At 62.6% G+C, this 17,592-nt stretch carries 13 protein-coding genes; 6 read left to right on the top strand and 7 right to left on the bottom strand.

From position 1 onward, the window contains the following. Positions 1–124: 124 nt before the first annotated feature. The 5 genes from ACP7CJ_RS23505 to aspA all read right to left on the bottom strand — a co-directional run bounded on the left by ACP7CJ_RS23505 (position 125) and on the right by aspA (position 10,207). On the bottom strand, positions 125–1,117 hold the full coding sequence (locus ACP7CJ_RS23505; protein ID WP_426102194.1) for an AraC family transcriptional regulator: 993 nt from the start codon (positions 1,115–1,117) through the stop codon (positions 125–127). A 59-nt stretch (positions 1,118–1,176) separates the two neighbouring features. Then, positions 1,177–5,772 (bottom strand): dermonecrotic toxin domain-containing protein, encoded by a 4,596-nt coding sequence (locus tag ACP7CJ_RS23510; protein WP_426102192.1) that lies wholly within the window; start codon positions 5,770–5,772, stop codon positions 1,177–1,179. Between the two features lie 127 nt (positions 5,773–5,899). Then, positions 5,900–6,877, bottom strand: coding sequence for an asparaginase (locus tag ACP7CJ_RS23515; RefSeq protein WP_276195510.1), 978 nt, complete (start codon positions 6,875–6,877; stop codon positions 5,900–5,902). Between the two features lie 73 nt (positions 6,878–6,950). Beyond that, positions 6,951–8,402, bottom strand: coding sequence for an alanine/glycine:cation symporter family protein (locus tag ACP7CJ_RS23520; RefSeq protein ID WP_276195509.1), 1,452 nt, complete (start codon positions 8,400–8,402; stop codon positions 6,951–6,953). A 380-nt stretch (positions 8,403–8,782) separates the two neighbouring features. Beyond that, a complete protein-coding gene (aspA, locus tag ACP7CJ_RS23525) occupies positions 8,783–10,207 on the bottom strand; it encodes an aspartate ammonia-lyase (protein WP_017850012.1) in 1,425 nt (474 codons plus the stop codon). Positions 10,208–10,389: 182 nt separating this feature from the next. Between aspA and ACP7CJ_RS23530 the strand changes: the two genes are divergently transcribed. From ACP7CJ_RS23530 to ACP7CJ_RS23550, 5 genes are all read left to right on the top strand, one after another. Then, complete coding sequence (locus tag ACP7CJ_RS23530; protein ID WP_276195508.1) at positions 10,390–11,298, top strand: LysR substrate-binding domain-containing protein; 909 nt, start codon at positions 10,390–10,392, stop codon at positions 11,296–11,298. Between the two features lie 271 nt (positions 11,299–11,569). Then, the gene (gene purE, locus ACP7CJ_RS23535; RefSeq protein ID WP_003195648.1) at positions 11,570–12,061 is read left to right on the top strand and encodes a 5-(carboxyamino)imidazole ribonucleotide mutase; all 492 of its coding nucleotides are present in this window, start codon (positions 11,570–11,572) and stop codon (positions 12,059–12,061) included. An 11-nt stretch (positions 12,062–12,072) separates the two neighbouring features. Then, on the top strand, positions 12,073–13,158 hold the full coding sequence (locus ACP7CJ_RS23540) for a 5-(carboxyamino)imidazole ribonucleotide synthase (protein WP_276195507.1): 1,086 nt from the start codon (positions 12,073–12,075) through the stop codon (positions 13,156–13,158). Positions 13,159–13,264: 106 nt separating this feature from the next. After that, a complete protein-coding gene (locus tag ACP7CJ_RS23545; protein ID WP_005792540.1) occupies positions 13,265–13,510 on the top strand; it encodes a GlsB/YeaQ/YmgE family stress response membrane protein in 246 nt (81 codons plus the stop codon). Between the two features lie 78 nt (positions 13,511–13,588). Then, a complete protein-coding gene (locus ACP7CJ_RS23550) occupies positions 13,589–14,125 on the top strand; it encodes a DUF3299 domain-containing protein (RefSeq protein ID WP_276195505.1) in 537 nt (178 codons plus the stop codon). A 118-nt stretch (positions 14,126–14,243) separates the two neighbouring features. Here ACP7CJ_RS23550 and ACP7CJ_RS23555 read toward each other — a convergent pair whose 3' ends face one another. Both ACP7CJ_RS23555 and ACP7CJ_RS23560 read right to left on the bottom strand, forming a co-directional pair. Further along, on the bottom strand, positions 14,244–15,149 hold the full coding sequence (locus ACP7CJ_RS23555; RefSeq protein WP_276195504.1) for a D-hexose-6-phosphate mutarotase: 906 nt from the start codon (positions 15,147–15,149) through the stop codon (positions 14,244–14,246). 57 nt (positions 15,150–15,206) lie between these two features. Then, on the bottom strand, positions 15,207–15,611 hold the full coding sequence (locus ACP7CJ_RS23560) for an acyl-CoA thioesterase (protein ID WP_010566936.1): 405 nt from the start codon (positions 15,609–15,611) through the stop codon (positions 15,207–15,209). A gap of 468 nt (positions 15,612–16,079) precedes the next feature. On the opposite strand from ACP7CJ_RS23560, the gene ACP7CJ_RS23565 reads away from it, so the two are divergent. Next, positions 16,080–17,369, top strand: coding sequence for an MFS transporter (locus ACP7CJ_RS23565; protein ID WP_426102190.1), 1,290 nt, complete (start codon positions 16,080–16,082; stop codon positions 17,367–17,369). The last annotated feature ends 223 nt before the right edge of the window (positions 17,370–17,592 follow it).

The following is a 17,592-nucleotide window of genomic DNA, read 5'->3' on the forward strand; positions in this document are numbered from 1 at the left end:
CTCCGCAGGCGGTATCGGTGCTTGCAGTCTTGCGGGCGACGCGCTTTATGAGAACGGCAGGAGCGGCCAAAAGGGGATAAATCGGGCCAAATTGTGTGTCCGCAATTCGCCCATTAATGGGGCGTCATGCGCGAAATTGGCTCGGCGCCACGCCGCTCCAGCGCACAAAGGCATGCCGGAAACTCGCGGTTTCGCTGAAACCCAGTTGCTCGGCGATGCGGTAGATCGGCAATTCATCTGTGGCCAGCCATTGCTTGGCCCGCTCGAAGCGCAGTTCGTCGAGCAGTTCCTGATAGCTGCACCCCAGGTCATGCAAGTGCCGGCGCAAGGTGCGCGGTGAACAGTTCATCTGCGCGGCCAGGCCTTCAATCCCCGGCGCGGCGCCGAGTTGGCTGGCGAGCAACTGGCGGATTCTGCCCAGCCACGCCTGGCGACCGGTGAATTCCAGGTTCTGCTTGCGGCAACGCTCGGCCATGGCCTGGTGAGTCACGGCGTCGGCCAGCGGCAGGGGCTGGTCGAGCCAGTGCTTGTCGAAGGCGAACGCGTTGGTGCCGGCGTCAAACTCTAGCGGGCAGGCGAAACACTCGCTGTAGCGTGCCCGATAGTCCGGCGCGCTGTATTCAAAGCGCGCGCCAAGCAGCGCCAGGGGCTGGCCGAGCAGGTCGTCGCAGATCACCTTCAGCGAGGCCAGGCACAGTTCGACGTTGAACATCTGCATGGCCGGGTTTTCCCGATAGTCACTGGCGGTGAACCAGATGCGCTCGCCATCCGCCTCCAGGCTCAGTTCGAAAAGTGTTCCCAGTAGCGCCGGATACCGCAGCGCCAGGCGCAAAGCGTCACCGAAGGTGGCACTCGTCAGCAGTGCGTAACCGAGCATGCCGTAGGCCGACACATGCATCTGGCGGCCCAGCGCCAGGCCGACATCCCGGCGCAGGGCCACGGCATTGGTGCATACGCGCATTTCCTGATTGGTGGTGATGCGCGTGTCGGCGCGGCTCAAGTCCGCCGCGCAGATGCCGCTGCCCGCGAGCAAGGCCTCGCTGGGCAGCCCTTCGGCCTTGAAGGTGTTGAGCACCAGCGACACCGCGTTGAGGGTGGTGAGATGAGCGTGCAGCATCGACGGCTCCAACGGGTCTGGTGCGGTGAAGGAGCAAGTTGTGTGCCGTCGTCTGCGTGTCAGGCCGGGTTGAAAAATAACGTTGCGGCCTGACTCTCGTTGATCTCGCTGCGGTGGAACGCCACGCGTTGCGTGCTGCTCAGGCCTTTGGTGGTATCGGCTGCCGCGCCAAGGCTGTGCTCTCGTGGTGTCTTGAGGCGTGCGCGGATAAACGACCGGGACGTGGTCCAGTCGGTCGAGTAGTGGAAATGCGCATACCACAGCACCTTATGGGTGCTGCTGTCGGTGATGGTGTATTCGTCCAGGTAATCGGGCCTGATGGACTTGATGCGCCGTCGGCTGATGGTTTTTTTGATGGTGATCGCGTTGCGGGCCTTGAGCCATTGCACGCCGGAGGGGGTGGGCGGGTGCTGTTGAGTCATCCTCAGCACGTTCTCTATGGAGTGTTGATAGAGGGTGGTCGCGGCGTCGCTGAGTGCTTTTTTGACGGTGCTGGCCAGGGCCACGTCGCCTTGCGCGAGGTTCTTCTGGGTCAGGGCGTGCTCGATATTGCTCGTGGCTTGCTCCAGGCGCTGGGCGTGTTGATGGTACAAATATTCGATGCCGATGGGCGTGCGTTGGGCTTGACTGGCCAGCCCGGTGATCCGTTGTTTGAAGTCCGGTAGTCCGTCGAGCAGGTCCTGGCCGGTGTCCACGCTGGTTTGCAGGTCGATGGGCGTGCTCACCGTCTGTTCGCTCCTGACCCGTTGCACCCAAAAGCCGTCCGGTTTTTCGTGAAACGTGGCCACCACGGTGTTGGACAGGGGCGAGCGAACATCCACCAGCCCGGTGTCCAGGCCCGCGTCGGACAACTGCGGCTCGCCCACCACCATGCCGTGGTAACGCGTGCGGATGAATTTATTCTGCGCGCGTGGCGGAGTGGGCGGCGGGCTGGGGGTGGCTCTCAGCGAGCTGCGTCGGTCGGCTAATTGCGTCAGATGGGTACTGGCGCGTTTTGTGTACTCGCCGAGTTGGTCGCGCAGGCGGGTCAGTGGTTCCGCCAGGGAGACGCTGGGGAACTCCGTGGGGAAGTCCTGCAGGCGCTCGCCCAGCACGGTGAACTGTTCGATCAGGCTGCTCAGGGTCTCGATCTGTTCGTCGATTCGCCTGTCACTGTGTTCGCGCAAGGTGTCGCGCAGGGCCTGGATGGCGATGTCGCAGGCATCGACGATATGGTCGATGGCCGCCCACGCCAGCGGTGCGCTGAGGGTGGTGTTTTCGCGCAGGCACAGGTTGCGGGCCAAGGTCACTTGCAACGCCTTGAGGTCGCCGCTGCTGTAGGCGGGCAGCAGGCTTTTGGTGTCCTTTATCAGGCGCAGGCCTTCGCCGGGCAGGTCACGCAGTTCGTTGAAGCGCGTTTCGAAGTAATCCAGGCGCCCAACCATGCCGCGCAGCGTTTCGTTCATTTCGAGCGCATCGGGGATGTTGCGCACGCGTGCGTCGGCGGCCTGCTTCGCGATGTGGTCCAGGGTTGTGCGTAATTTGGGGGTAAAGGCTTTCAGCACCTCGTTGAGGCCGGTCCAGCTGAGGCTCAGTTGAGCTTTGACATACCCCACGGCGCGGTGCAGGTAGTCAGGCGTTGGGGCAACCACATTCAATTCTTTGAGGTTTTGCAGGGCGGTTTCGTAGTCTGTGCGCTGGACCTCCAGTTGATTGAGGTAGGCCCTTTGCGCGGCCTGGGCCGAGGTCGACGGGGCGTCAACCAATGCTTGATGAGCCTTTTGCAGGGTTTCCTGGGCGGTCTTTTTCTGTTGCTCGAAGGTGGTGATCGGGGCGCGCAGTTGGCTTGCCTTGCGTTCGGCTGCCGCCCGGGCTTTGCGCTCCAGGCTCCTTGAGCCGCCGCCACGCAGGCGCAGCCGGGTGTCGATGAACCACTCGCCCTTGAGATTGCCGATCAGAAAGGGGCCGTTGCGCATTGGTTGCTTGGGGTCGGCGATCTGCACGTCGTCATTCTCGTCCACCGTCACTTCGAACCAGCGTTCACCGACCTGTGCGTACCATTTATCGAGCAGTGGGTAGAGGTGACGTTGAGGGCCGATGCGCGCCGAGGCTTTGCTGCGCACCCCCGGCTTTTCGACCTTGAAACTGTCCAGCAGGCTGCCCAGGTCGCTGGCATTGCGATTGATCGCGGCAAGCGTGTGCAGGGCATGCGGGTGATTGCCGGGCAGTTCAGGTGCCGAGAGGTTGGCCAACTGTTTGACCGTTACGGGCTTGGCGATCACCTCGGGCTCGACGGGAAGTTTCGGCGCGGGTTCTTCCTTGGCCAGGCGGGGCTCTGACGGTGCGTTGCGGCTGGCGATGTGCAGGGTCAGCACCATCCCGAGGTTGAGCAGTAATGCCGCCAGGGCGGACCATTCAGCCGGTTTGTCCTTCTGCTGCCGCGCGTCGACCACCGCTTGCAGTTGATCCAGGATCTGCCAGATCCAGGCGGCGGTGTTCACGGTTCGGCCCAGGAACGGCAGCGCCGCGTTGAAGATCAGCCAGCCCGCCTGCTTGAACGACGCCCAGCGGCTTTCGGCGTTCGACGCCGACTGACGGTCCGCCAGCGTGATCAGCGCGTTGGCGTTGGCCTTGAACAGCTCGCCGGGCAGGTCACCACTGAGCACTTGCGTACCGAGATCCATGGGGCCGCTCATCGTATAGAGTTTGACCGGGTCCAGCAGCAGCTCCACGACGGCCCAGGGCGAGGGCAGTTCGCCGGGGAACGCGTAGCGGGCATAGTCGTCGCGCACGCTGTCCGGCAGCCAGGCCAGGACCGAGTCGCGCAGATGGCGCGATTGGCGGATCGCATACAGCAGGTCGGCCGGCGACGGGTATTGCAGCAGTTGCAGCTCGGCCATCGGGCGATACAACAGGCAGGGCCCGGCGCTCTGGTCTTGGGGGCCTATCACAAACATGTTGGCGACCACGTCTTGCGTGCCTGCGCTACGGTTTTTCGGTGCGAAGGCCAGGGGGCGAAGGACGATGGTTTGCCCGTCGACCTGGCGGTCCGCCGTCTCTGGCGCTAGCACGGCAGCGACGTAGCGATATCCCAGCTCGTCGACCCCGGCGTGTTGGCTTATTTTGTATTGCAACGCCTGCAGCGGCAGTTGGATACGCAAATGGCTGCTGTACAGGCCCTGGCGGCGGGTGGATTCGAGGGTGTTGTCGAGCAACTTGCTTTTGGCCAGGGCCGGGTAGTGTTGGCCGATGTCCACCCGGCGGATCAGGCTTTCGATGTAGGCCACGGTCAGCCACTCAGGCAGGGCGCCGCCGTTGCGCAGGCGAATGCTTTTGTCGCCGAGGGGCAGGCTGATCAGGTTTTGCAGGGCCAGGTCGGCCAGGCTGAAGAGGGCGGTGTCGACCTTGCCCGGCAGGGTGAAACTGCCCCAGACGATCAGGCTGCGCACCTGAATCTCGATGTTATCCAAGTGCAGGTTCGCCGCGTCGGCGTGCTCCTTGAGCATTTCGGTGCGCAGCCTGTCCAGCGCGTAGGTCTGGATCTGCGGGATGTCGTCGTCATAGGACTTGCCGGCGTTGAGGCTGTGTAGGGCGGCGAGGTCTTTCAGATAGCGGGCGTAGAGACTCAGGTCGGTGGTGGAGGCAGACGTCAGCCACTTAGGCAGCGCGTCGAGATAGGGTTTGAGGTCGGGTTGCTTTTCACCCACCAGCTCTTTGGTGGCCGGTGGCAGGTTGAGTGAGGACTCGCTGGGGTCGGTGCGGCTCAGTTGCTGAACGTCGAGTTGCGCAATGAAGGCGAGCTGATGGGCGATCAGCGTGCAAGCCTGGTGATCGAAAAAATGCCCCGTGGGTTCGAACAGTCGCCACTGGATATGGGTGCGCGATTGGCGGTTGAGGTAGTCGGGCAAGCTCCGGCCCAGTTGTTCCAGCGAGGTGAACTTTTCGTAACCGTTGAGCAGCGAGTAGGTGAGGATAAGGGTCTCCCCTTCATAGCTGCCGATCAGCACGGCGATCGACAGCACGCCCAAGTGGGTCACGGTTGCGCCGTCGACCTGATCAACGTCCACCAGGTAGGCGCGGCTGGCGAAGTCGTCGCCGACCTGGCGGCGCGTCAGTTCAGGCGCGGCGTACAGCGTGCGGGCCATGGCACAGTCCTGCGCGTCCCACCCCTCGACACGGGTTACGTTCCACAGCGACCGCAGCGTGCTGGACAGGGCTTGCCAGTGGGTGCCGGAGTTGCCATTGCTGGTGTTCCAGAACGCCACTTGTTGTTCCTGATAGGCGGTGAGCATCAGGGGCGCCAGCAGGTTGATCAGGGTGGCGATCTGTGTGATGCGCACCGGCAGGTGGGCGGTGGGTTGCTGGTTTTTCTGCTGAATGAGGAAGTGCACGCCTTCGATATAGAGCGTGGGTTCGCCCGAGACGGCCTGGTGGGTGAGGATGTCGGTAAGGGGCTGGTACCCGGTGGGGCGGGCGACGATTTCGTCGTCGACAACGTCCCATACCGGTGTGCCGACCATGGCGGTGTCCGGGTCGATGCCGAGGTCTGGGTAGCGTTCCTGCAACGAGCGCCGTAGCAACGCGCTGGCGGCTTCCCGGAAGGCGGGGCCGACGCAGAGTTGAGTGATCAGCGTATCGGAGGGGCTGTGTGGGGGGGTAGACGTTTGTTGGCTCATGGGTTCCTGCCTTGCCATTTCATGGACGCTGCCGGAAGAACAGCTTCGGCATGCTAGAAAGTGGCAAGGCACGGAGGAGGCTAACTATGTAGTTGGCCGGGGTTTTTTACTCAGGTTGCGACCTGATTCAGGCCAACTCACCGCACAGGTCCAGTTCCACCAGGCGGCGCACTTCGCTGGTCGCGAGGCCAGCACCGAGCAGGGCCTGCAACTTACCGAACGCGGCTTCACGGGTCATGCCGCCACCGGACAACACGCCCACACCACGCAAACGGCTGCCCGCTTCGTAGACGTCCAGTTCCACGCCGCCTTCATGGCATTGGGTGATGGCGACCACGACCACGCCTTGCGCCTGCGCGCGCTGGAGGCTGGCGAGGAACTCGGGGTTATCGCTGGGCCCGGTGCCGCTGCCGAAGCATTCCAGGATCAGTGCCTTGAGGCCGCTGCCGATCAGCGCATCCAGTTGCGCGGCAGCGATGCCCGGCACCAGCGGCAGCACGCCGACGTTGGCCAGGGCTTTGGGCTGACGGTAATCCAATGCAGCGGGCAGTGCCTCGGCCTTGGCCACACCGCCGTTGCGTTGCAGCGCGGCAAACGGATGGCGCCCGAAACTGCGGACCTTCGCACAGCGTGTCGGCGCCATCAGCGTGCCGTGAAAGTACAACTGCACACCCGGCGCCAGGCCTTGGCCCAGGGCCAACAGCGCACCGCTGACGTTTTCCCAGGCATCGCTGTCCGGCACGCCGGCGGGGAGCATGGAGCCGGTGAACAGCACCGGCGCCGGCAGGCCCAACAGTTGGAAGCTCATGGCGGCCGCGCTGTAGGCCAAGGTGTCGGTGCCGTGCAGGATCAGCACCGCGTCGCAACCGTCGTCCACGGCCTCGACCACGGCGGTGCGCAGGCGCTGCCAGTAGGCCGGGGTCATGTTGGCGCTGTCGATCAGCGGCGCCATTTCCCGGAAGCGCCATGCAGGCACGGGCTGGTTGGCGAGTTGTTCGCGCATACGGGCTTCGAAACCGGATGCGGGGGTCAGGCCGTTGGCGCTGGCTTGCATGCCGATGGTGCCGCCGGTGTAGAGCACCATGACGTTGTTAGCTGCTTGCATCGAAAAATCTCCTGAACGAAAAACGCCGCCAAGCCCAGAGCATGCCCAAGGCCAGGCGGCGTGTCATCTACGCTTAGCGTTGCGCCAGCGCGATCGATTCAGCAGGCGCTTTAGCGGCAGGCTCCGGTTTCACCGGGTTGGCCGGCCAGGCGTTGCGGTCCAGGTCCAGGTCGGGGAACTGGCTGGAGTCGAAGACCGGGGTCTTGATGCCCGCTGCGCGCTGGTTGTCGTAGTCGTTCAGGATGCGCATGGCAATCTTGAACAGGAACGCCAGGGCGAACAGGTTGACGAATGCCAGCATCGTCATGGTGATGTCGGCAAAGGCAAACACGGTGCTCAGGTTCTCAATGGAACCCCAGAAAATCAGCACCAGCACCAGTGCGCGGTAGCCCATCAGCACCTTGCGGTTGTTGCCGACCAAAAAGCGCAGGTTGCTCTCGCCGAGGTAGTAGTTGTACATGATCGAGGTGAACACGAACAACGCCAGGGCCACCGAGATGAACATCCGGCCCCACTCGCCGACCACGGCCGCCAGGGAGTTCTGGGTCAGGGCAATGCCGTCGCCTTCGAAGCCTGGGGTGTAGAAACCGGAGAGCAGGATCAGCAACGCGGTGCAGGTGCAGATCACGAAGGTGTCGAGGAACACGCTGAACGCTTGCACCACACCTTGGGCGATCGGGTGTTCCACCGACGCGACTGCTGCCACGTTAGGCGCACTGCCCAAACCGGCTTCGTTGGCGAACACGCCGCGCTTCACACCCATGATGATCGCGCTGCCCACCAGGCCGCCGAAAGCCGGGTCGAGGCCGAACGCGCTCTTGACGATGGTCGCGAGCATGGCCGGCACGTGGTCGAATTGCAGCACGATCACGTACAGGGTCACGGCGATGTAGACCAGGGTCTTGACCGGCACCAGCAGGTCGGCGATCGAGGCGATCCGCTTGATCCCGCCGATGAACACCAGGCCCAGCAATGCCGCCAGGGCCAGGCCGGTGTAGGTGGTGTCGAGGCCGAAGGCATTGTTCAGCGAATGCGTCACGGCATGGGCTTGCAGGCCGTTGAACGCAAAACCGAAGGTCACCAGCAGCAGGAACGCCATCACCATGCCCAGCCAGCGTTTGTGCAGGCCATGCTGGATGTAATAGGCCGGGCCGCCACGGAAGGTGCCTTCGGCGTCGGTGCGCTTATACAGTTGGCCGAGGGAGCACTCGATAAAGCTCGAGGACATGCCCACCAACGCGGTGACCCACATCCAGAACACGGCACCCGGGCCGCCCAGGGTCACGGCAATGCCGACGCCTGCGATGTTACCGGCACCGACGCGGCCGGCCAGGCTGAGCATCAGCGCCTGGAACGAGCTGAGCTGGTCGGAGCTGTTTTTCAGGCTGTCGCGAAACACCGAAAACATGTGGAAAAAGTGACGCAACTGAACGAAACGCGAGCGGATCGTGAAGTAGCCGCCGAGCCCGACAATGAGCACGATCAGTACTTTCCCGGAGAGGAAGTCGTTGATGACTTCGAGCATGGAGTGTTCCTCGCTGATTTTTCTAATGGCAAACGCAGGACGGTTCGACGCTGTCGCTTGGCACCAGGCAGTGCGCGACGGTTCGACCCAATCCTTTTGCGGGTGTTGTTATTCATGCGGTTTCGCGTGTGTCCGGGCCTCGTTACCGACGACCGTTGGCGCGAAGAGGGGCGGCACTATACCTAGGCGAACGTGATCCGTCTGCCTGGGCTGATTAAAGGTTTCAGCCAAGGGGTGGCGGGCACGGGCAATATTGGAATTTTTATGGGCGTCATTTCACAACCTTGAGGCAAAAAAAAGGGCCTGAAGAACGAGCCTTCGGGCCCTCAAAAGGTGAGAGGTGTCTAGTCCCTCAACCTGGTGAGCGGTGCAACAAACGCTTAGGCCTTCAGTGGGACCAAACGTGGGGCAATCATGTTTTCGGGGCGCAGGATGTCGTCGAGCATGGCGTCGTCGAGCAAGCCTTCTTCGCGCACCAGTTCCAGCACGCCGCGGCCGCTTTCGAGGGCGATACGCGCGATGCGGGTGGCGTTTTCATAGCCGATGTACGGATTCAACGCGGTGACCAGGCCGATGGAGTGCTCCACCAGTTCGCGGCAGCGCGCTTCGTTGGCGGTGATGCCGACGATGCAGTGCTCGCGCAGCATGTCCATGGCGCGTTGCAGCAGGCGGATCGAGTCGAAGATCTTGAAGGCGATCAGCGGTTCCATCACGTTCAACTGCAGTTGGCCGCCTTCGGCTGCCATGGTCAGGGCCAGGTCGTTGCCGATGACCTGGAAGGCCACTTGGTTGACGGCTTCCGGGATCACCGGGTTGACCTTGCCGGGCATGATCGAGCTGCCTGGCTGGCGTGCTGGCAGGTTGATCTCGTTGATGCCGGTACGTGGGCCGCTGGACAGCAGGCGCAGGTCGTTGCAGATCTTCGACAGCTTCACCGCAGTCCGCTTGAGCATGCCGGAGAACAGCACGAAGGCGCCCATGTCGGAGGTGGCTTCGATCAAGTCCGCCGCCGGAACCAGCGGCTGGCCGCTGATGGTGGCCAGGCGTTGTACGGCCAGGGCCTGGTAACGCGGGTCGGCGTTGATGCCGGTGCCGATGGCGGTGCCGCCCAGGTTCACTTCGGTCAACAGCTCCGGCGCCAGGGTTTTCAGGCGGGCCAGGTCTTCGTTGAGGGTGGTGGCAAAGGCGCGGAATTCCTGGCCGAGGGTCATCGGCACGGCGTCTTGCAATTGGGTACGGCCCATTTTCAGCACGTGGTTGAACTCGACGCCCTTGGCGGCGAACGCCTGGATCAGGCTGTCGAGGCTGGCCAGCAGCGCGTCATGGCCCAGCAGCAGACCCAGGCGGATCGCGGTTGGGTAGGCGTCGTTGGTCGACTGCGCCATGTTCACGTCGTTGTTCGGGTGCAGGTACTGGTATTCGCCCTTGTTGTGGCCCATGGCCTCCAACGCGATGTTGGCGATGACTTCGTTGGCATTCATGTTGGTTGAAGTGCCGGCGCCGCCTTGAATCATGTCCACCACGAACTCTTCGTGGAAGTCGCCGCGGATTAGGCGGGCACAGGCTTCGCTGATGGCTGCGTGCTTGGCTTCGCTGAGCTGGCCCAACTCGCGGTTGGCGTCAGCGGCTGCTTGCTTGACCATTGCCAGGCCGACCACCAATTTCGGGTAATGCGAAATCGGAACGCCCGAGAGGCGGAAGTTATTCACCGCTCGCAGGGTCTGGATGCCGTAATACGCTTGGGCAGGTACTTCGAGTACGCCAAGCAGGTCTTTTTCTGTGCGGAATGATGCAGCGGAGGACATGATGGAAATCATCTCGATATGGACCCGGAACTAGCCGGAACGCTGTGAATGCTAGGCTTGTGGAAGTTTTTGGGCCAATGCTGTTAAGCACTGGCCTATGCACAAACGGCATAATGGTCGTGTGACCCGGCTATCATGGCGGGCGTGTGGGCCAAAATGGTGCGCACCCGTGGGAGGAACTGATGAACCTTGAGAGCAAATGGCTGGAAGACTTCAGCGCCCTGGCGGCGACGCGCAGTTTTTCCCAGGCGGCGGAGCGACGCTTTGTCACCCAGCCGGCGTTCAGTCGCCGTATCCGCAGCCTGGAGGCCGCACTGGGCCTGACCCTGGTCAACCGCTCGCGCACGCCGGTGGAATTGACGGCGGCGGGGCAGTTGTTCCTGGTGACCGCGCGCACGGTGGTCGAGCAGCTCGGTGAAGTGCTGCGCCATTTGCACCATCTGGAAGGCGGGCAGGGCGAAGTCATGCAAGTGGCGGCGGCCCACTCCCTGGCGCTGGGCTTCTTCCCGCGCTGGATCGCGCAACTGCGCAACGAGGGTTTGAACATTGCGACCCGTTTGGTCGCCACCAACGTCGGCGACGCCGTGCATGCCCTGCGCGAAGGCGGTTGCGACTTGATGCTGGCGTTCTACGACCCGGATGCGGCGATGCAGATGGATCCGGAGATCTTCCCGTCACTGCACCTGGGCAATACCGAAATGCTCCCGGTGTGCGCCGCCGATGCCGAGGGCAAGCCATTGTTCGACCTGGAAGGGGAAGGCAGTGTGCCGCTGCTGGCCTACAGCGCCGGAGCATTTCTGGGGCGTTCGGTGAACCTGCTGTTGCGCCAACGTGCCTTGCGCTTTACCACGGTTTACGAAACCGCGATGGCCGACAGCCTCAAAAGCATGGCCCTGGAAGGCCTGGGCATTGCCTGGGTGCCGCAACTGAGTGTGCGGGCGGAACTGGCCCGCGGTGAGCTGGTGGTGTGCGGCGGGTCGCAATGGCACGTGCCGCTGGAGATTCGTTTGTACCGCTGTGCGTTGGTGCGCAAGGCGAATGTGCGGTTGTTGTGGCGCAAGCTGGAAGGTGGCGCAGCGCAGACTACTTGAGCCCAACACCGCTCAACGGTGGGAGGGGGCAAGCCCCCTCCCACAGGGATTTTTGGTGTTTTCGCTGACTCTTAAGTCAATAAAATCGTTGGTTTGCGCCGCTAGACAGATGGTCAACCGAGGGGCTGTTTATCTGCGTTATTACGGTATACTGCGCGGCCTTCGGCCGGTCCAACCGGCCTTAATTCGTACACCAAGCCACGCCGGATTTCCCGCGTGGCTTGTTGTTTTTTGACGCGCCTGCGGGCGCCCAGAGAGAAGAGGCACGACGATGAGTGCATTGGTTGGCGTGATCATGGGCTCCAAGTCCGATTGGTCCACCCTTAGCCACACCGCCGATATGCTGGAAAAACTCGGCATTCCGTATGAAGTGAAAGTGGTCTCTGCCCACCGCACCCCGGATTTGCTGTTCCAGTATGCCGATGAAGCAGAATCCCGTGGCATCGAGGTGATCATCGCCGGTGCCGGCGGTGCAGCGCACCTGCCGGGCATGTGTGCGGCCAAGACCCACCTGCCGGTGCTTGGCGTACCGGTGCAGTCGTCGATGCTCTCGGGCGTGGATTCGCTGTTGTCCATCGTGCAGATGCCAGCCGGTATTCCGGTGGCAACCCTGGCGATCGGCAAGGCCGGCGCGATCAACGCCGCGTTGTTGTCCGCCAGCATCCTGGGCGCCAAGCACCCGCAGTTCCACGCGGTGCTGAAAAAATTCCGTGCTGAACAAACAGACAGCGTGCTGGACAATCCAGACCCACGTATCGCCTGAGGTTGTTGACGATGAAAATCGGTGTAATCGGTGGCGGCCAACTGGGTCGCATGCTGGCCCTGGCGGGAACGCCGCTGGGGATGAACTTCGCTTTCCTGGACCCGGCGCCGGATGCCTGTGCGGCCGCGTTGGGTGAACACCTGCGCGCTGACTACAGCGACCCGGCCCACCTGCGCCAACTGGCCGACGAAGTCGACCTGGTGACCTTCGAGTTCGAAAGCGTCCCGGCCGAAACCGTGGCCTTCCTCTCGCAGTTCGTGCCGGTGTACCCGAGCGCCGAAGCCTTGCGCATCGCCCGTGACCGCTGGTTCGAGAAGAGCATGTTCAAGGACCTGGGCATTCCTACCCCGGCCTTCGCCGATATCCAGTCCCAGGCGGACCTGGACGCCGCCGTCGCCAGCATCGGCCTGCCGGCCGTGCTGAAAACCCGCACCCTGGGTTACGACGGCAAGGGCCAGAAAGTCCTGCGCACCGCCGCCGATGTGGTCGGTACTTTCGCCGAGCTGGGCAGCGTGGCCTGCCTGCTGGAAGGCTTCGTGCCGTTCACCGGCGAAGTCTCGCTGATCGCCGTGCGTGCCCGCGATGGCGAGACCCGCTTCTACCCGCTGGTGCACAACACCCACGACAACGGCATCCTCAAGCTGTCCGTGGCCAGTACCGATCACCCGTTGCAGGCCCTGGCCGAAGACTATTCCAGCCGTGTGCTCAAGCAACTGGATTATGTCGGCGTGATGGCGTTCGAGTTCTTTGAAGTCGACGGTGGCCTCAAGGCCAACGAAATCGCCCCGCGCGTCCACAACTCCGGGCACTGGACCACCGAAGGCGCCGAGTGCAGCCAGTTCGAGAACCACCTGCGCGCGGTGGCGGGCTTGCCGCTGGGCTCTACGGCCAAGGTGGGCGAGAGCGCCATGCTCAACTTCATCGGTGTGGTACCGCCGGTTGAAAAAGTCGTCGCCATCGACGATTGCCACCTGCATCACTACGGCAAGGCCTTCAAGGCCGGGCGCAAGGTCGGCCACGCCAACCTGCGCTGCCAGGACCGTGCGACGCTGCAAGCGCAGATCCTTAAAGTAGAGGCGTTGATCGCCGAGCAATAATCCTGGGGGCGGCGGGAACCATTGCCGGCCGCCGTCTCTCTGATGGCAGGATGATAAAGCCTGACTAGGCTTTGTCATGACCCACATTCAATCAGAGGGAAATGCCATGGGTATCATCGGAACCATCTTTATCGGCCTGATCGTCGGCCTGCTGGCGCGTTTCCTCAAGCCCGGCGACGACAGCATGGGCTGGATCATGACCATCCTGCTGGGTATCGCCGGCTCCCTTGCCGCCACCTATGGCGGTCAGGCACTGGGTATCTACCAGGCAGGCCAGGGCGCGGGCTTCATCGGCGCATTGGTCGGCGCCATTGTGTTGTTGGTGATCTACGGCCTGATCAAAAAGAAGTAATCGAGCGACAAAGTCCTCTGCGCTGCGCAGGCGCAGAGGGCTAGAATGCCGGCACTGTTTACCTTGTCGAGCTCCTCCATGCGCCGTCTCCTCTTGATGTTTCTCCTGTTGGGCCCTGGCCTGGCTCATGCTGGCGAATTGCCAGAAACCGACTGGCTGGACCTGATGCCGCTGTCGGACCAGAAAGCCCTCGAACAGATGCCGGAAATCGACCACAACTCCCCCGAAGCCCAGGGCACCTTTACCGACAAAGGTGGCTTGAAGCAGAGCAAGGGGTTGCCGGCGGTGATGTATTCCACCAAGACCGTGGCCGCCATGAACGGCAAGAACATCCGCATCGGCGGTTACCCGGTGCCCTTGGAAACCGACGCCAAGGGCCGCAGTACGCTGTTCTTCCTGGTGCCTTACCCCGGCGCATGCATCCACGTGCCGCCACCGCCGCCGAACCAGTTGGTATTGGTGCGTTACCCCAAGGGGTTGAAGCTGGATGATATCTACACGCCGCTGTGGGTCACGGGCACGGTGAAGGTGGAGACGGTCAACAATGACCTGGCCGATGCGGCGTATGCGTTGGATGCGCAGAAGGTGCGGGCGGTGAAGGAGTCGGATCTCTAAAACCCAACGCATAACAATGTGGGAGGGGGCTTGCTCCCGATAGCGGTCTATCAGACACAAATGTGCTGACTGACCCTCTGCTATCGGGAGCAAGCCCCCTCCCACATTTTGATTGGGTTTACAGCTCGAGACTGATGATGCTCACGCCCAGCGTGTGGCTTTCGCCCGGCGCCAACGCCACCACATCATCCAGCACATTGGCCGTCTCGATGCACAACATGCCCTGCCAGCCGTCGTCGGCCATGTCGTCGAAGGCCTTGGCCCGTTCGGTCCAGGGGTTCCAGATCACGGTCGACCGGGAACCTTCGCTGGTGAGCTGGACGCGGCGCTGCCAGTCTTTATCAACGATGTTCAGCTGAGCGGGGGTGTCGAGGTAGATGCGGTCGGTCTCGGCGCTGAAGTGCAGCAGCCCCGCCTGTTGCCGGGTGGCCCAACCGTCGGCGGTATCGATATACGAACACCCGTCCAGGCCTTCGACCTGCACGTTGCGCACGTCGCTTACGGCGAAGTAGGTGTGCAGCGCCTGGCTGAGGGTCACCGTTTCGTGGCCATGGTTATGGCTGGTCAGGCGAATGTGCAGTTGATCGTCCAAGCGCAGGCTCAGCTTCAGGTCGACCTGATGGGGCCAGCCGGGAAAGCCGCCCGCAGGTACGGGGAGTACCAGATCGACGCGCAGCGCGTCGCCGTCGCCGTCGAGTTCGGTCGTGGCCAATTCCCAGATCGCAGTACGCACGAAACCGTGGGCCCCCGCAGGTTGATCGCTCTGGCGCATGGCCTGCACGCTGTGCGGGTTGCGGTCGAACACGCCAAACCACGGCCAGCACACCGGTACACCGGTGCGGATACCTTTGCCTGCCTTGAAGACGGCGGCCTTGTTCGGCCAGATCAGCGGCTGCTCGCCTGCGCGTTGGTAGCTGAAGATGTGCGCGCCCTGTTGGGCCACCATCAGTTCGGCACCGTTGTGGCGGATGCGCCAGCAGTCCAGCTCGTCGATTTTCACGGTTTCAACGTGGGGCGTGGGCATAACAAAGCACTCTCAATGGCAGGCAATGGGCAATTGACCGTCAAAACCCGGCGAGGTTTAACGCGCCCGCGACGGCACCGAACGGGTACGGCCGCTGCCATCGATGGCGACGAACACGAACACCGCCTCGGTGACCTTGCGCCATTCGCTGGACAGCGGGTCGTCGCTCCACACTTCGACCATCATCTGGATCGAGCTGCGGCCGATTTCCAGCGCCTGGGTATAGAAGGACAATTGCGCGCCCACGGCCACCGGCACCAGGAACGCCATGCGATCAATGGCCACGGTAGCCACACGCCCGCCTGCGACCTTGCTGGCCATCGCCGTTCCGGCCAGGTCCATCTGCGAGACCAGCCAGCCGCCGAAGATATCGCCGAAACCGTTGGTTTCACGCGGAAGCGCGGTGATTTGCAGGGCGAGATCGCCTTGCGGAATGGGATCTTCTTGTTCGAGTTCGATCATGCCGAGGGTGCCTCTGAGCCGTGACGCTTCATGGGTGTTTCAAGTGGATAGTCGTCTCGTAGAAAAACATTCCAGCACCCACGCACGACGCGAGCTGTGTTTCTCGTAAGGCGTACTAAAGGGAAACTCTGCCAAACCGGCTGGATGGCACCCAACGGCGTTTTGGCACAGCAGCCCCTCAAGACTGCGGGTCTGGCGCTTGCAAGGGCCGAGTATATCGAGACGCTGGCGTCGCGACGACCTCTGGGCGCTCATTTGGTCGGTAAATAGACGCTGTAATGGAGCTTTTTCCGGCAACTGTTCTTCTGCCCAGGTTGACGGACTCTCTGCGCCGTGGGTATTTCGCCTGTCTGGACGGTTAAGCGTTCGGCGCTGTGCTTTTTCCGGCGATTTGTTATCTTGCCAGACCGCCGCAAGCCCAGGGCGTGCCGTCCCTATTACGCTGATTACTATAAGAGAAGCCTTGCCATGTCCTCCGTGCCCGCAAGCAGTGCGCAACCGTCGCGCCCGCTGACCCGCAACGACTACAAAACCCTGTCGCTGTCTGCCTTGGGCGGGGCGCTGGAATTCTACGATTTCATCATCTTCGTGTTTTTCGCCACCGTGGTCGGAAAACTGTTCTTCCCGGCCGACATGCCCGAGTGGTTGCGTATGATGCAGACCTTCGGCATCTTCGCCGCCGGCTACCTGGCGCGCCCCCTGGGCGGCATCATCATGGCGCACTTCGGTGACCTGCTGGGCCGCAAGAAAATGTTCACCCTGAGCATCTTCTTGATGGCCGTGCCGACCCTGATCATGGGCCTGCTGCCGACCTACGCGCAGATCGGCCTGTGGGCGCCGATCCTGTTGCTGCTGATGCGCGTGATCCAGGGCGCGGCGATCGGCGGCGAAGTGCCGGGCGCCTGGGTGTTCGTCTCCGAGCACGTCCCGCCGCGGCACATTGGCTACGCCTGCGGCACCCTGACCAGCGGCCTCACCGCCGGCATCCTGTTGGGTTCGCTGGTGGCCACCGCCATCAACACGCTCTACAGCCCGGAACAGGTCTCGGATTACGCCTGGCGCATCCCGTTCCTGCTCGGCGGTGTGTTCGGCCTGCTGTCGGTGTACTTGCGCCGCTGGCTGCATGAAACGCCGATCTTCGCCGAGATGCAGCAACGCAAGACACTCGCCGCCGAACTGCCGCTGCGCGCGGTACTGCGTGACCACCGTGGCGCCATCGTGCTGTCGATGCTGCTGACCTGGCTGCTGTCGGCCGGCGTCGTAGTCGTCATCCTGATGACCCCGACCGTGCTGCAAACCCTCTATCACTTCAGCCCGACCGTTGCGCTGCAAGCCAACAGCCTGGCCATCGTGACCCTGAGCCTGGGCTGCATTGGCGCCGGCGCCCTGGCCGACCGCTTCGGTGCCGGCCGCATACTCTTGGCCGGCTGCGCGATGTTGCTGGCGACCTCCTGGACGCTGTATCACAGCCTGCTGGACCACCCGGACTGGCTGTTCCCGCTGTACGCCCTGACCGGCCTGTTTGTCGGCACCATCGGCGTGGTGCCTTACGTGATGGTCAAAGCCTTCCCGCCGGTGGTGCGTTTCAGCGGGTTGTCGTTTTCCTACAACGTGGCCTACGCCGTGTTCGGCGGGCTGACGCCGTTGGCGGTGTCGCTGCTGATGAAGGAAAGCCCGATGGGCCCGGCCTACTACGTTGCCGTCCTGTGTGTGATGGGGATGGGGGTGGGTGGGTATCTGTGGAAGCGCGGCAGGTAATCAAGCATCTGAAGATCGTTCCTGCGCAGTAGCGTAGGAGCGATCATAGGTTACAGAGTGTTTCAGCGTCATCGCTTCAACCGCCTCGCCATCCCCGTCTTTTCGGCACTTGCCGCCTGCAGCCGCTTTTTCTCGCAATACTGGCCTTTCATCTAATTGTCATATTCCGGACATAGAGTGTTCACACGGCCTACCGATACTTGGTCCCGATCTAACTATCACT

The sequence above is a fragment of the Pseudomonas sp. PSPC3-2 genome, assembly GCF_049897085.1.
In the GTDB taxonomy this organism is placed as follows: domain Bacteria; phylum Pseudomonadota; class Gammaproteobacteria; order Pseudomonadales; family Pseudomonadaceae; genus Aquipseudomonas; species Aquipseudomonas paraveronii.